Origin of the sequence: Belliella alkalica (genome assembly GCF_022549785.1) — a bacterium.
In the GTDB taxonomy this organism is placed as follows: domain Bacteria; phylum Bacteroidota; class Bacteroidia; order Cytophagales; family Cyclobacteriaceae; genus Belliella; species Belliella alkalica.
The window spans coordinates 503860-520064 of the sequence record NZ_JAKZGO010000001.1; the positions used below are offsets into that span (position 1 = coordinate 503860).

General features: G+C 35.5%; 13 protein-coding genes. 5 read left to right on the forward strand and 8 right to left on the reverse strand.

Annotated features, from left to right (window positions below; all coding sequences use genetic code 11):
- Window positions 1–101: 101 nt before the first annotated feature.
- The 4 genes from MM213_RS01975 to MM213_RS01990 all read left to right on the forward strand — a co-directional run bounded on the left by MM213_RS01975 (window position 102) and on the right by MM213_RS01990 (window position 2995).
- Window positions 102–638: an acyl-CoA thioesterase gene (locus MM213_RS01975; protein WP_241409627.1), complete on the forward strand. Its 537-nt coding sequence runs from the start codon at window positions 102–104 to the stop codon at window positions 636–638.
- 293 nt (window positions 639–931) lie between these two features.
- Window positions 932–1468, forward strand: coding sequence for a hypothetical protein (locus tag MM213_RS01980; RefSeq protein WP_241409628.1), 537 nt, complete (start codon window positions 932–934; stop codon window positions 1466–1468).
- A 171-nt stretch (window positions 1469–1639) separates the two neighbouring features.
- Window positions 1640–1963: a DUF3817 domain-containing protein gene (locus MM213_RS01985; RefSeq protein WP_241409629.1), complete on the forward strand. Its 324-nt coding sequence runs from the start codon at window positions 1640–1642 to the stop codon at window positions 1961–1963.
- A gap of 9 nt (window positions 1964–1972) precedes the next feature.
- A complete protein-coding gene (locus MM213_RS01990) occupies window positions 1973–2995 on the forward strand; it encodes a hypothetical protein (RefSeq protein WP_241409630.1) in 1023 nt (340 codons plus the stop codon).
- A gap of 70 nt (window positions 2996–3065) precedes the next feature.
- On the opposite strand, the gene MM213_RS01995 is transcribed toward MM213_RS01990, so the two are convergent.
- The 7 genes from MM213_RS01995 to alaS all read right to left on the reverse strand — a co-directional run bounded on the left by MM213_RS01995 (window position 3066) and on the right by alaS (window position 12980).
- Window positions 3066–5522 carry a leucine-rich repeat domain-containing protein gene (locus tag MM213_RS01995; protein ID WP_241409631.1) on the reverse strand — a complete coding sequence of 819 codons (2457 nt, stop codon included), beginning with the start codon at window positions 5520–5522 and terminating at the stop codon, window positions 3066–3068.
- The gene (locus MM213_RS02000) at window positions 5509–6348 is read right to left on the reverse strand and encodes a hypothetical protein (protein ID WP_241409632.1); all 840 of its coding nucleotides are present in this window, start codon (window positions 6346–6348) and stop codon (window positions 5509–5511) included. Before MM213_RS02000 ends, MM213_RS01995 begins: the two co-directional genes overlap by 14 nt.
- A complete protein-coding gene (locus MM213_RS02005) occupies window positions 6345–6923 on the reverse strand; it encodes a hypothetical protein (protein ID WP_241273448.1) in 579 nt (192 codons plus the stop codon). Before MM213_RS02005 ends, MM213_RS02000 begins: the two co-directional genes overlap by 4 nt.
- Window positions 6924–6950: 27 nt before the next feature.
- On the reverse strand, window positions 6951–7421 hold the full coding sequence (locus MM213_RS02010) for a nucleoid-structuring protein H-NS (protein WP_241409633.1): 471 nt from the start codon (window positions 7419–7421) through the stop codon (window positions 6951–6953).
- A 256-nt stretch (window positions 7422–7677) separates the two neighbouring features.
- Window positions 7678–8793, reverse strand: a complete 1116-nt coding sequence (locus MM213_RS02015) for a TlpA disulfide reductase family protein (protein WP_241409634.1) — start codon at window positions 8791–8793, stop codon at window positions 7678–7680.
- 6 nt (window positions 8794–8799) lie between these two features.
- Window positions 8800–10260, reverse strand: coding sequence for an Asp-tRNA(Asn)/Glu-tRNA(Gln) amidotransferase subunit GatB (gene gatB, locus MM213_RS02020; RefSeq protein ID WP_241409636.1), 1461 nt, complete (start codon window positions 10258–10260; stop codon window positions 8800–8802).
- Window positions 10261–10349: 89 nt separating this feature from the next.
- Complete coding sequence (alaS, locus tag MM213_RS02025; protein ID WP_241409643.1) at window positions 10350–12980, reverse strand: alanine--tRNA ligase; 2631 nt, start codon at window positions 12978–12980, stop codon at window positions 10350–10352.
- Window positions 12981–13104: 124 nt separating this feature from the next.
- On the opposite strand from alaS, the gene MM213_RS02030 reads away from it, so the two are divergent.
- Complete coding sequence (locus MM213_RS02030) at window positions 13105–14082, forward strand: M23 family metallopeptidase (protein WP_241409645.1); 978 nt, start codon at window positions 13105–13107, stop codon at window positions 14080–14082.
- A 311-nt stretch (window positions 14083–14393) separates the two neighbouring features.
- Here MM213_RS02030 and MM213_RS02035 read toward each other — a convergent pair whose 3' ends face one another.
- Complete coding sequence (locus MM213_RS02035) at window positions 14394–16145, reverse strand: ABC transporter ATP-binding protein (protein ID WP_241409647.1); 1752 nt, start codon at window positions 16143–16145, stop codon at window positions 14394–14396.
- Window positions 16146–16205: the final 60 nt, after the last annotated feature.

The window sequence follows — 16205 nt, forward strand, 5'->3', positions numbered from 1 at the left end:
GTCACAAAAATCAGAATTTAACCAAACAATATTTCGATATTGACGTTAAATAATTTCTGTATAGATAATTTATTCTGTATTTTTGTCTAAAATTTAATATAATGACTAAGAAGAGATTTGCAAAGCAATCAGAAGTGATAATGACCGAAATGGTCTTACCAAATGATACCAATACTTTGAACAACCTCATGGGAGGGAAATTGATGCACTGGATGGATGTGGTAGCAGCCATAGCAGCTCAAAAGCACTCTACAAGAATCGTAGTAACTGCTTCTGCTGATAGCATTTCTTTCAAACACCCTATTGCTTTGGGAAATGTAGTAACCCTCAAAGCAAAAGTTACGAGAGCTTTCAATTCTTCTATGGAAGTATTTATTGAAGTTTTCGCTGAAGACATTCCAGCAAGTAAAAAAATCACAACCCATAGAGCATTTTTCACATTTGTAGCTGTGGATCAAGGAGGAAGACCTATAGAAGTTCCAGAAGTAGAACCCGAGACGGAAGAAGAAATAGAGCTTTATGAAGGCGCATTGCGAAGGAGACAACTTAGGTTAGTTTTGGCAAAAAGAATGGATCCAAAGGATGCTATTGAACTGAAATCAATCTTTAACTTGGACGATAAAAAGGAAGAAATCTAATATTTAAATTGATTTTTGGTACATCTGTCACGCAGAGAAAACGAAGTCGCAAAGGATGGTGTCAGAATCGGTGGACAAACACTTCGTGGGGTATCTTGACAATATCCCAATAAAGGTGAAGGGATAGACTCTTCACCTTTTTTTCTAGGAATTTTACTAATTTAATTTGGTTTCTTCTTGAAATATTTAAGACTGAGAACTTCTTCAAATACTCTTAGAAGTTAAGCTAGCTTTTTTGTTTCAATCCACTGGAATTGTTTGTTTGCTTGAGATTTTTTAGTCAATTTAGCCTTATGGAAAGCATGAATTTACATCATTTAGGAATGTTTTTGGATTCGGACATTGTAATTGTCCAAGATGAAATCCCTGCGCTTTTGGAGAAAAATTATAACATAGATTTGGTATCTGATGCAGAAGCAATCAGCGAAGAAGTCAGTGAAGAGGAACATGACCTTATTTATGAAGGAAATTTCGAAAAAGGTATCTTAATAGTCTATGAAGGAAGTCATCTGGAAGCTGATTTGAGAGAATTTCTATTCAAAATCCTTGGAGCTGTAAACTGTTCTCTCAAAGACATAGCTTTGAGTTCTTCAGAATCAGTTGAAGAAGTTTCACTTGCCAAAATTGATGAATTGAATGCCAATAAAATATTGATTTTTGGAAAATTGAACCATAGTTTGTTTCAATTCAAACAAAGGGATTATGAAATAAAAAATGAAAATGGTGTAGAGTATCTTTATTCTGATGACTTAAGGTCAATTTTCTCAGATGTAGCACTCAAAAAATCGCTTTGGAACATGCTTCAAATTTTATTTGGTATCAAAAAATAATTTGATTATCCGCAATGATACTAGAAGGTTAATTTCCACATGAAAATATGCGGATAATCGTTATAGGTTATTTGTTGATTAGTTATCAGTGTACAAATTGATTTAAGAAGTATGATTTTGTTTGGCAACTGGTAAATAAACGGATTAAAAAAAATAAATACAACTATCATAATGGCAACTATAGAACAAAAGGAAAAGTGGTTAAAGAGGTTTAGAAAGATAAGTATACTGGAAGGAATATCATTTCTATTGTTGCTATTTATCGCTATGCCGTTAAAATACATGTTAGATATGCCAATGGCAGTCAAAATAGTCGGTTGGATACATGGAGCATTGTTTGTTGTTTATATTTACATAATTTTTCCGACAGCCAAGAAGCTAGACTGGAGCTTTGGGAAAACATTCTTTGGCTTGGTTGCCTCAGTTTTACCGTTTGGCCCTTTTATATTTGATAGGAACCTTAAGAAAAAAGAGAAGGAAATGATTGACTCCTAAATTCTATTTATGGCCTTAATCAGCAAAAAGAAAATCGTCTATCCCATAAGTTCAGGTTTGAGGAAATACTTATTCAAATATGGACGTGTAGTTGATTTCCCAATTCATTACAAAGACCTTTTAAGGTATAATACTTCTATCCCTTTGTATGACTACAAAGGAAATGATACTTTATGGGAAACTGTTTTTTACAGCGAATCTGACAGAGAAGATATTCATTACAACATTAAGAAGATATATGCCCTGCTAAAGGCTGAGGGTGACATATCTGTTATGAAGCACCTTTATGTCGATCGCATAGATTTATGTAGCTATGGTAATACCCAGCCTTTTCGAGTAAGAATAGTCAACAGGATCAATGATAACTTTGATTATTTTTATGTCAAAAATGCTGATGCTTCGAGGGTTTATGGCTTGGAATTAGAACATTTGCTTTCTCCCAATAGGATAAGTTATTTGGTTCATGAAAACACATTAATCGAAGAGCACATTGCTGGCATCCCTGGGGAAATGTTTATGAAGTTACACATCCATGACCAATTATTGAACCCAATCAGGTTGGCAAAGGAGTTTGTGAAATTCAATGAAAGATGCTTTGTCAGACTATTGGGAGATATGCATTCTTCAAATTTTGTAATTGATGTGACACCAGATTTCGAGGAAACTCATTATAGAATCAGGGCAATCGATTTTGATCAGCAATCTTACGAAGGGAAAAAATCTATCTACCTACCTCAGTATTTCAAGCAAAATAATGCCTTAATTCAATTAGGTTTAAATCATATCACTTCCGAGTCTATGGTTCAATACCAAAGAGAAGAAAGGGCCTTGATAGCAAATAGATTAAAATCATCATACAAAGAGATTGAAGATATAATCAAAAGTATGGAACACGACACGATTTCTACCAAAGAAAATATTGATTCTCTTAAAGCAGATTTAGCAAAACACTACAAGAACGATAGATTCCTTTCATGTAAAAATATGGGGGCAATTTTGAGAGAAAGCTTAGAGCAGGTTCTCAAAAAATAGGGATTCTACCAAAAAAGAGGTTGAAACTTGATGTTTCAACCTCTTTTTTGATAACCATATCTCCACTTTATCAATAATATCTGACTTCACAGTCAGGGTTTAGTTTTTTGAAGTTATCCACTCCCCTTTTGTTTATTCTGGTATTGAAGCAGCTTAACTTTTTTAGATTCAATCCCTGAACCGGCTTTAATGATTTCACATTTGTACTTGCAATGTCTAAATCATCAAGTTCTATTAAAGAGTTTAAGCCTCTTAGATTTTTCACATTGGTACCAGATAGGTTTAATGATTTCAATTGAGTATGTACCCCCAGAGGCCTTAGATCATCAATACCTGTATTTGAAAGGTCGAGTCTTTGTAAATTTCTCAACTGAGACAATACTCCTAAATCAGATATTGGAGACTGGCTAATCTTAAGTTCCTCTAGCTGAAGTAAACTTCCAATATCGATAAAATCCATAGCTGGCACATCAAATATGCTTAGCTCTCTTAAGTTAATGAAGACTTCGAGGTTTCTAAAATTTGAAATTGACTCCCTTTCGATTACCAAACTAGGTTTGGTAGTCCAAGCGTGAAGCTCTTCATTTGTTGGCTCTTCAGAAGTGTTGTTGAATTGTTTTTTGAAAATTGATTTCCAAGTGTCATCAAGCTGATCCCACCATCCAAGCAAATCACCTGATCTATATATAATATTTAAATTTGGATTCGCATATACCGCTGCAACTACTTCCTCTACTGGGATTTGAGCATTTTCTACATTTAGATATTTTAAAGTATTCGATTCCAACAATGGCGATATACTTGTAATTGGATTATTTCTAAAATCCAAAATTTCAATATTTGGTAAGTTTGAAAGTGGTTGTAATGTACTTACACTAGCATTTCTTGCTGTGATTTTTGTTAGTGTTTTGATATCAGCTAAAGGAGAAAGATCTACTACTTTAGTATTATCAAAATACAAATAATTGATTTTTTTGAATTTAAGAACTGGCCCAAGGTTCACTATCTCGCTATCAGACAAATCTAAAGAGTCAGTACTGATCAATGTCGATAAGTCTTCGACAGAAGGCTCAGCACGTGCTAAATTTTTGTTTATACCCACAAATACATCCCTCCAAGGTTGAGTTAAACCTTCCCACCAAGTCTGTAAATTTTCTACATGATGAATTAGTAGAATAGACCTATTTCTTCTAGTAAATTCATCTGCTTCCCATTCTTGAATTCTTGTTCTATCAGCATAGATTTTTTTCAAAGTAGAAATTCTATCTAATGGATTCAAGTCTGAAACTTCAGTTTGGTTAATATTAATAACCTTAATATTTGGTAATGATTTCAAAGGCGACAAATCAACTATGTTTGTCTCATTTAAATTAATACTTTCGAGACTAACTAGATTTGAGAGCAGCTCAAAGTTTATCAAATAATTTGAACTGATATCCAAACTCACTAAGTTTTCCAATTCCTGTATATTCTCGAGATTATTGAATCCACTTTCTCTCAACTCAAGAGACCTAAGAGCTTCAAAAGAATTCAAAATGCCGAAACTCATAATAGGAGTCTTCTCTGCTTTCAGAGTAGCTAAGAGTTTTAAATTTCCCAGTTCGCTGATATCATTGATTTGCGTTCCAGATATATCCAAATAAACCAATCTATCAGAATATTTGATAAACTGAATATCTTCGGTTGGAGTATTTGCAATATTGAGATGTGACAAAAAAGTAACATTGCTGATTGGATTCAGTTCCTTAATATTAGTATTGCTAATGTCAATAAATTTAAGGTCTCTCAATGCTTGTATAGGCTCCAAATCAAGTACAAAAGTATTACCTGATAAATTAATAGAATCAATTTGACTTATTTTATACAAATGATCTATTGTAATAGAGTCTTGTTCGGTGAGTCCGATTTTTGTTTTAAAATAATCTGTCCAAGTATAAGAAAGTGTCGTCCACCACTCATGCAATTCCTCATCTCTATTCAACTTGGTGGTATAAATACTTGCTATTTTTAATTCATTCGTTTTTTTATCTACATTGACTTCTACGAACCTCTCCTTCGTATTGGATATTTTCTCATGATTCAAGCCTGTAGCAGTCAATGTCCTATCTAGAGTCACAATAAATGATAACTCTTCATTATCCCTCAAAAAAGGCTTTACCTCTCTTACTTTAAATTTGAAATCAGCATCTTTGAAAAAAAATTCAATATCCTTCAAGTAAGCTGTTACGTCTTTGTTTGTAATTACTTTTCTATCAAGTAACAAATCATCTTCTACCTGAACTTTGTCGTCCCTGAAAATTTTCTTATAGCTTTCTCTAATAATAACATCTTTATCACGGGCAGGTGTATCTTTACTACCAACAGTGTTAAAATAGTATTCCAAAAATCTTACTTGATCTTCGGCTTTTTGCCCAAGATCTTTGATCTCTTGTTTGGAATAATCACCCAGAGCTTGCTGTCCAAAAACACCAGAGGTATTGACAAATGCTACTGTAAAAAGAAGATATTTAATGCTATTTTTGATCATATATGTATTTCTGAACAACGTCTTTATCTCCAGCGTCAAGTTTTACTAAATTACTTATCAACCATCCTGTGTTGAACCCAGGTCTGTTGAATTGATTAAGTTCGAAGTACCAATTGTTAATTTGGAAAAAATGAAACTTCACATCAGAGATGTTGTCAAATTTCAAATTTCCATTCTTCATTTCATACAAAAATATCGTCAGATAATCTGGTTGATATTCTTTTGGCGTGTATGATTCAGGTTTATCATTTTCCTGAAAAGCTTTACGCAAATTCATAAATCCAATTTCATGACTCAAAGGATGTAGAAATCCTTTGGCATCACCTTCGGGTTTATTAAATAAGTTTTTGAATGGTTTAAAATTAATTTTTTCAACAACCCATTCGTATCCCAAACCCTCTGGCTGTAATTTCATAAATAATGTAACTTCCTCTTTTTTTCCTTTGAAAATAAAGGTAGTCTGAACTTCTGCAAACCACTCTCCTCTATGAAAACTTAAATACTGTGGGAGATTTTCGGAAAGAACTTCTTTGAGAAATTCTGATTTCAAAGAATTTTGGATACTAGAAGTTTCATTGTCAAAAAGAACGCTGATAAATTTACCTCGTAGTTCTCTGTCTCTATATTCTGAGTCAGTGTCATAGTATCTTTTTTTGCCATCAGCACTTTCCTCGCCATTGAACCTTCTAAAAAATTGATTTACTTGTTTTGTTGAAGCAGCAAACCTTCCATCATCCTGTGGCGAACCGGGGCTGTATAAACCCTGCCCCGGTGCCAACTGAATGGATGTTATTATTAATAATACAAGTATTGTTAATTTTCTCATGCTGAAGTTTCAGTCACACGGATATCACCTAGCATAACATCCCAGAATTCGATAGTACGACCAGCGATCTGAGTTTGTTTTTTCTCAACATAGATTGTAATATCTTTCTTTGTAGTATCTCTATAATTTAAACCACTCTCCAAAGAAGTTCCTTCGAATCTCTGATATACTGTAACAACCCCAACATAACGTCCGTCAGGCTGTCTTTCCAAATCAGAAATGTAATGGATATCATACCAAGTGATATTCACTCTATCATAGTTCAATGCCATCAATCTTTCAAAGTATCTTCTTACTTTGTAATAAGCGATTTCTTTTCTGTTGATAGAAGAAACTCCCATTTCAGCATCTGGTGCGAAAAGCTCTTCTGCTCTATCCATTACTCTATTGGCCTCAGAGAACTGTGTTTCTTTGCTACCGATAATGGTGATATATTTACTTAAATCTTTAACTTTTTCTAAAGCTAGTGAATCTATTGCCTGCTTTCTTGAAGGGCTAATGTCATTTGACTGGGCCAAAGTGATTGACGCAGATGCCAAAAAGACAAGTAGAAATAAAGGAATGTATTTTTTCATAATTATTATATATTCGATTTTGTGTGATTATTTACGACGAAGCTCTAATTCAGAAACTCTTCCAGATCCATCTAAACGGATATCACTGATAAAGTTCAAATTTTTCTTAGTGTCTTTCAAATAATTAAGATATTTAGAGATAGTAGTAGGCTCATCATAATCTTTGATTCCACTTTCTTCGTGAATCACAATAAGTACTGGAGTTTCTTGATTTGAGAACATTCCCAAAGCTTCTTGGATTGTAGCGTTTGCTGCTTGTACGTTATTTGAATTAGCAACACTATTGAAATAATTCTCCAATTTACCTACAGCGGCCTCTTCTGCTGAAAGATCTGGCGTAGATGGTGCAGCTGGTGCTTCTACTTGCTCAACTGGTGCTGGCGGTGGGGTCTCAGCGACTACTTTCTTTTTACTTTTACATGCTCCCATAGCCATTAAGCTGAACAGAGCAATAAATACGAATCTGTTTACAGGTGATTTGAGGATTGTTTTTTTCATGTTCTGAATTATAAGTTTAAATTTTGTTCTTTTGGAACACCACATTTTAATCAAAAAGCATTCCATAAAACTATTCGCTAGAAATATTTTTAATTTTATGCTATCTTGAGTCTGTGATGCTTAATTATGGCGCAAATGTATATGAAAAACTTCATATTTAAAGCAATTCCATTTGGGACAAGATCATAATATTTTTTAAAAATAAAGAAGGCCATCTTAAAACAAAAATGGCCTTCTTTCTAACAATAAAAAAAACTTAATTAAATATCTCAGCAAGCTTATTTTCCAAACTCATCCCACGAAGATCTTTTGCTACAATTTTACCCTCTGGATCTATCAAATAGGTCGCAGGTATAGCATTGATCTGATAAGTCGCAGCAGCTTCCGAATTGAAATACTTCAAATCCGAAACATGTGTCCAAGTCAATTCATCTTCTGCTATTGCTTTTTCCCACGCTTCTTTGGTCCTATCCAATGAAACCCCAAATACTTCAAAGCCTTGATCCTTGTATTGATTGTAAAGCTTGACCACATTTGGGTTTTCTTCTCTACATGGCTTGCACCAAGCTGCCCAAAAATCTATCAATACATACTTTCCACGAAGATCTGACAATTTCACAAGCTCACCTTTGGGATTTGGAAGAGATATTTCTGGCGCTACCTGACCTATTGAAAGGACTCTTAGATCCTCTAATTGAGCCATAAGACTAGTTATCATTTTTGTGTTTGGGTATTTATCATTTAATCTACTTACCAATTCATCCACAAAAATAAAATCCTGCTTGATGTTTAGTAAACCCACTGCAAACAACGACGCAAAGCTATCATTCATTTCACCGATAACTTCTTTGACTTTAGTAGCATGATTACTTTCCAAACTCATTGCTTGTTCTTGGATCTCTTTAATTCTCTCTTGATCTTTTTCAGACATTGCCTCAAAATAGGCATCATTGAGTCCATTGATTTGTTCTTGATATCCCTCTCTCAATTCCTTTACTTTCAACATATTTTGAGAATCTTCAGAACCTTCAATGTTAGGACTTTTATCATCATTTACATCATAGCTAATCTCCGCGTCTTGATCATATAAAGCAAGCATAATGGACACTTTCTCTTGCATTGTCAACTCATAAAACCCAGGCCCTTCTAATTCCACAGTATATTCAAATTTACCATTTGAAGAAAGCTTTAAGGTGTCTAGTATTTCTGTCCTATCATCTAGGTACTTGACTAATATCAATTCAGAGCCATCTGCGTTTTCAATTTTTCCTGATATTTTCACTTTGCCATCGAAAACTTGCTCTGAATTGTCGCAAGAAACCAAAGAGATTGTCAATAGTGAAATAAAAAAGCTTTTAAATATATTTAGCATGTTTTTCTAATTTTCTAGTAATTCTGTTAAGATTTTCGTAGCTACTTTTGGATCTGCCTTCCCTTGGGATTTTTTCATTACTTGTCCCATAAACATCCCCATCAAACCTTTTTTGCCAGATCTATATTCTTCTACTTTAGCTGAATTTTCTGCCAACACACTTTCAACAATTGGCTTAAGCGAGCCTTCGTTACTTTCTTGAATCAAATTAAGTTCTTGCGCAATCTCCAAAGGAGTCTTCTCAGTGCTCTTAAGCATTTCAGGATACACTTTTTGTGAGGCTACTGAGAAATTTATTTTGCCTTCATCTATGATCCCAATCAAATCTGCCAAACGTTTTGGAGAAATAGGGAAATCTGAAATATGCAATGTCAACTCATTCAAATATGACTTCACTGGACCCATCAACCAATTGGAAGCAGCTTTATAATTTTGAGTTGATTCGCACAATTCATTGAAATAAAGCGCGATTTCTTTTGAATCAGTCAATACACCCGCATCATATTCAGGAAGTCCATACGAATTGACAAATTTATAATGTAACTCTCTTGGCAATGCTGGCATTTCCTTTCTTATCCCTTCAAGCCATTCTTCTGAGACTACAACTGGACTCAAATCAGGCTCTGGAAAATATCTGTAATCATTCAAGTCTTCCTTAGTTCGCATAGAAGCTGTAAGACCTGTGGTTGCATCAAAAGTCCGAGTTTCAGAAATAATTTCTACATTGGCTTCAATCATGTGAATCTGTCTTTCATACTCGTGCTCTATTGCTCTTGCCACATTTCTGAAAGAATTCATATTCTTTACTTCTACTTTCTTTCCATATTCAGCTGCTCCTCTCAATCTTACTGAAATATTAGCATCACAACGCAAAGAACCCTCTTCCATGTTTCCATCACAAATATCAAGGTACCTGACCAGCTTCTTGATCTCCACCAAAAATGCATATGCTTCTTCTGAAGATCTGATATCTGGTTCGGATACGATCTCTATAAGTGGTACTCCTGCCCTATTGTAATCTACCAAAGTGTCAACTTCGCCAGCTAAGTGCATTGACTTGCCCGCATCTTCCTCCATGTGGATTCTAGTCAGGGTAACTGATTTTTTGGTACCGTCTGGCATTGTCAAAGGAACTTGTCCTCCCACACAAATAGGATTCTTGTCTTGTGTGATCTGATAGCCTTTAGGTAGATCTGGATAGAAATAATTCTTTCTTGCAAAAATATTCTTTCTGGTAATTTCGGAATTACAGGCTATACCCATTTTCACTGCAAACTCCACAGCACTTTTGTTTACCTTTGGCAAAGTTCCAGGGTGCCCCAAAGTCACGACCGAAATATGGGTATTCGGAAGGTTTCCAAACTCTGTAGAATCAGTAGTGTACATTTTACTTTTGGTAAGTAATTGCGCATGGACTTCTAGCCCTACTACCAATTCATATTTATCTTTTATTTCTGCTGAAAGCATTTTTATTATTCTTTTTGTAAAAACCGATAATTAAACTCAAAAATGGCTTAGAAAACATCTAAAACCAAATTAGATTTAAGTAAGTTGATTTAAAGCTGGGAAAACATGATCTTTGCTTTCTCCACAACCGATGGTAAACCCGCTAGATTTTTGCCCCCTGCTGTTGCGAAGAAAGGTTGCCCCCCTCCTCCACCTTGGATTTCTTTTGCCAATTCACGTACTGCATTACCTGCATTTAGTCCTTTGGAACTTACCAAATCGTCATTGATTACAACAGCAATCTGTGGCTTGCCATCAATCTCTGCTGCAATCACACAGATCAAATTCTCTACTTCATTTTTTAATTCAAATGCGATCTTTTTCAAAGCATCTGCTGAAGGCAAATTGACTGTTGCAAACAATTGATTGGTAACACCGACTGCTTCGACTTGATTCAGAAGAGCATCTTTTATCGCATTGGCTTGTAGGCTGTGCAGTCCTTCGATCTCTTTTTTCAATTCGTTTTTTTCTTGAATCAATGATTCAATAGCTTTTTTGACATCTTTTGGACTTTTCAAAAGCTCTTGGATTTCCTTCACCAAAGTCAACTGTTCATTGATGTAGGATTCTGCAGCATCCGCTGTAATAGCCTCTATTCTTCTTACTCCAGAAGAAATAGATCCTTCAGAGACAATTTTGAACAATCCAATAACTCCAGTGGAAGCGACGTGGCATCCTCCACAAAGCTCAACAGAAAAATCCTTATCAAAGGTGATAACCCTCACAAAATCCCCATATTTTTCTCCAAACAAAGCTGTTGCACCTTGCTGTTTGGCTGCTTCAATAGGGACATTCCTTTGCTCATACAAAGCTATGTTTTCCCGTATTTTCGCATTAACAATTGACTCTACTTTAGTGATTTCTTCATCTGTCAATTTTGAGAAATGAGCAAAATCAAATCTAAGCAAACTTTCATTGACCAAAGATCCTTTTTGCTGAATGTGGTCACCTAATACCTCCTTCAATGCCGCCTGAAGCAAGTGGGTCGCTGTATGGTTATTGATCGTAAGTCTTCTTTTTTCAGCGTTAACTTTAGCTGAAAAAGTCGCAGATGGATTACTTGGCAACTTATCTACAAAATGAACAATCAGGTCATTTTCTTTTTTGGTATCGAGAACTTTTATTTTCTCTGCCTTTGATTCCAAAAACCCCTGATCACCTACTTGCCCACCACTTTCTGCATAAAATGGCGTTTTATCTAGTACCAATTGATAGCGGTCTCCTTTTTTATCCTTTATCTGTCGATATTTGACAATTTTACTCTCTGCTTCCAGATGATCATATCCTATAAATTCAACTCCTTCTTCATCAGATACCATTATCCAATCACCTGTCTCTTGCTCAGCAGCTGCTCTTGATCTGTTTTTCTGCTTTGCCATTTCTTCGGCAAAACCTTTCTCATCTATTGACAGACCATTTTCCCTTGCTATCAGAGAAGTCAAATCCAATGGAAACCCGAAAGTATCGTACAATTCAAAAGCTGTCTTACCATCAATTATCTTTTCAGACTTAGAAGCCATTTCAACTTGAATTTGATCAAGAATTTTCAATCCATTATCCAAAGTTCTCAAGAATGAGGCTTCTTCTTCCTGAATAACTTTAGCGATAAAATCTTGTTGTGCTGCCACTTCCGGGAATATTTCACCAAAATTCTCTGCTAAAAGAGGCATCAAATCAAACATAAATGGTTTTTGGAAGCCCAGAAAAGTGTAACCATATCTTACAGCCCTTCTCAAAATCCTTCTAATTACATATCCTGCCTTATTATTGGAAGGCAATTGCCCATCAGCAATTGTAAATGCTATCGCCCTAATGTGATCTACAATCACACGCATAGCGATGTCTATTTTTTCGTTTTCACCGTAAGTCTTTCCTGATTTTTTCTCAAGAATCTGAATAAATGGTGTGAAAATATCAGTGTCGTAATTTGAAGATTTTTCCTGAATCGCTCGTACCAGACGTTCAAAACCCATTCCTGTGTCCACATGCTTTGCAGGCAATTCTTTCAAGGAGCCATCACTGAGTCTGTTGAATTGCATGAACACCAAATTCCAAATCTCAATTACTTGTGGATGGTCATTATTTACAAGATCAAATCCACTTTCAGTAGCCCTTTCTTCATCAGATCTAAGATCAACGTGTATCTCAGAACAAGGTCCACATGGGCCAGTATCACCCATTTCCCAAAAATTATCCTTTTTAGAACCGAATATAATCCTATCTTCAGGCACTATATTTTTCCATAGATCAAATGCCTCAATATCTTTGTCCAATCCATCTGAGGCATCACCTCCAAAAACAGAGACATATAACCTGTCCTTCGGTAATTTGTAAACATCAGTCAATAACTCCCACGCCCATTCGATCGCTTCTTTTTTGAAATAATCTCCAAAAGACCAATTACCGAGCATTTCAAACATGGTATGGTGATAAGTATCCACGCCTACCTCTTCGAGATCATTGTGCTTTCCTGATACTCTCAGACATTTCTGACTGTTTGCCACTCTAGTTGCCTTGGCTATTTCATTTCCAAGAAAATAATCCTTGAACTGATTCATGCCCGCATTGGTGAACATTAAGGTCGGATCGTTTTTAACTACTATCGGCGATGATGGTACAAATTGATGCTGTTTTGATTGAAAAAATTCAATAAATGTACTTCTGATTTTCTTTGCTTCCATGTAAGCTTTTGACTATGTTCGGATTATAAATTCATATTTTATATATTTGCACGCTTCCGGTTCGTTATATCACCCAAGTACGTACAAGGAATGCAAAATTAGAAGATTTACCCTGCAAATTATAATGAGTAGAATAAAATATTACTACGATCCAAAAACCTGTAAATATGAAAGATACCAAAAAAGCAAATGGGATGTAGTCCTAAATGCACTGGGGTTCTTTTCCGCTGCATCAATAATCGCAGTTGCAATTTTGATCGTTTTCAACCTTTATTTCGATAGCCCCAAAGAAATCCTACTTAGAAATGAAAATAAAGAACTGAAACTTTATTACCAATTGATGGAGGAGGAAATTGGAATTATGAGTCAAATGCTTGGTGATTTGCAGCAAAGAGATGACAACTTGTATAGGGTTATTTTTGAAACTGAACCAATTCCTTCAGAAATTAGAAATGCGGGTATAGGTGGCGCGGATAGATTTAAAGAAATAAGATCCAAAGGTTTGAAGCAAGAGCAACTCATTATTTCTTTGAAAAGTAAAGTAGAAAACCTGAAAAGGCAATTATATATCCAGAATGTCAGCTATGATGATATTTCAGAAATGGCTTTGAACAAGGAAGAATACTGGGCTTCAATTCCAGCTATTCAACCAATTGTCAATGAAGAGTTAATTAACTTGGCTTCAGGGTTTGGAAATAGGTTACACCCTATTCTGAAAGTAAGAAAGATGCATACAGGTGTGGATTTTTCTGCACCTAAAGGCACTCCAATCTATGCTACTGGAGATGGCGTGGTTTCAGATGTTAAAACTGTTTTTGGAGGATATGGAAAATATATTGAAATAGACCATGGCTTTGGTTTTGTAAGTAGATATGCCCACATGAATGAATTCAAAGTGAGAAAAGGGCAAAAAGTCAAACGTGGCGATATGATCGGCACTGTAGGAAACACTGGCTCTTCCACTGCTCCACATGTACATTACGAAGTAATCAAAGATGGCGCATATGTAAATCCAGTCCATTATTTCTTCAAAGACCTAGAACCTAGTGAATATGAAAAAATATTGGAGTTAGCTTCTAAAGAAAATCAATCTTTGTCTTGATATTTTGGTTGATTAGAATCGAATATAAGATATTGATGGATATTAGATATTAATTGATAGTATATCCGCTTTCACACTAATGGCCAAACAAATTGGTGTGTTTTTAACCAATTGATGCAATGATAACTAATCGACTAATAACCAATAACAATTATCCGCATGATCATTTGTGTTAATTATGCATACTGCTGTTGATACGGATAATCATATCGGATATTTAGAAGTTTTGGGTTTAAAACAAATTAAGAAGCCTAAAAAAAAGAGGAGCTTATTGGTATCCTCTTTTTTTATTTGAATATTGTAATTTATGATCAAATCCTTGCTTGATAGGTATATAACTGATAGTATCTACCTTGCTTTTCGATTAATTCGTCATGTTTCCCTTGCTCGACTATGTGCCCTTGCTCTATCACCAAAATCTGATCTGCCTGCCTTATGGTACTGAGTCTATGTGCAATTACAAAGGTGGTTCTCCCTTCCATCAATTCTTTCAAACTCGCCTGAATCAAAGATTCACTTTCAGTATCCAAATTTGATGTTGCTTCATCCAAAACTAAAACACGAGGATCAGCCAATATTGCCCTAGCGATCGCAATCCTTTGTCTCTGACCTCCCGAAAGTTTCACCCCTCTCTCACCGATCAGTGTATCCAAACCATCTTCAAATCGATCCGTAAACTCGTCAACATGTGCTGCTTTGACTGCCTGAATCAATCGATCATTCGATGCATTTGGTCTTGGAAATAGAATGTTTTCCTTGATAGTTCCCTCAAAAAGAAAATCATCTTGTAGGACTACACCAAGCTGGGACCTATAGCTATCCAATGTAATCTTTTGCATGTCCACACCATCAACAGTGATCAAACCTGATTCCGGATTCAAAAAAGATGCCGCAAGACCAGCTATTGTAGTTTTTCCAGAACCTGAAGTACCGACCAAAGCTGTCACCGATCCAGCATGTGCTTCAAAGGAGATACCATGCAACACATCTTTACCTTCTTCATAAGCAAATGAAACCTCCTTGAAACTGATATTTCCGATGATTTTTGGAAGAGCAATATTCCTTTCTCCTGATGCATTTTCCAATGGTGAATTCATAATTTCCTCAGTCCTATCTAGCCCTGCAAAGGCCTCTGTAAACTGACTACCAATATTACTCATCTGCAAAATCGGCGCTATCATAAATCCCAAGTACAATGTAAATGCAAGAAAATCACCAAAAGTCATTTGCCCATCCATGATCATATACCCACCGATTCCCATGATCCCTGCAGAAGCTAGACCCAAAAGAAAAGTCGCTGATGAAGTCACTATACTAGTTGTGGTCAAACTCTGTTTTACATTCAAAAACAAGCGCTCAACACCCATTTCAAAACTTTTGATTTCTTGTTCTTCTGCGTTGAATCCCTTGATCACTCTTATACCACCCAAAGTTTCGGTCAATCTACCTGTTACTTCTGCATTTATCTTTCCTCTTTCTCTAAAAATTGGTCGGATTTTACCAAAAGCTTTAAGAGAAATCAGTCCAAAAATAATCACAGGAACCAATACATAAAGTGTCATCAATGGACTGATGTAAATCAACAAGACCAAGGAAATCACTGCTGTCAATAATCCACCGATCATTTGCGCAAAACCTGTTCCCACCAAATTCCTAACACCTTCCACATCAGTCATGATTCTTGACACCAATTCACCTGTTTTGGTATTGTCAAAAAACCTTATTGGAAGCTGGATAATATGTCTTTGAACTTTTGCCCTCAATTTTGAAATCAAATGCTGTGCTTCGACACTAAGGATTTGCGTCAAAGCATAGGATGTGACAGCTTGAATGGTAATTGCGATTGTGACACCTAGTACAAGCCATTTGAGGGTGTCGATGTTATTAGATGGAATGACATCGTCAATAAGAATTTTACTCGCTCCAGGCAAAACCAAGCCTGAGAGTCTACTGATGATGATAAGAAAAAGTCCAAAGAACAATTGCTTTCTCCTCGGCCAAATTATTGTTTTGAAAACATGGGACATAGTGACCCTGTTTTCACCTCTTTTTGATTTTGACATATAAATTTTTACGAAATATTACTTTGAGTGAGATAGCCTGAATTTTTCACTCTAAATCAG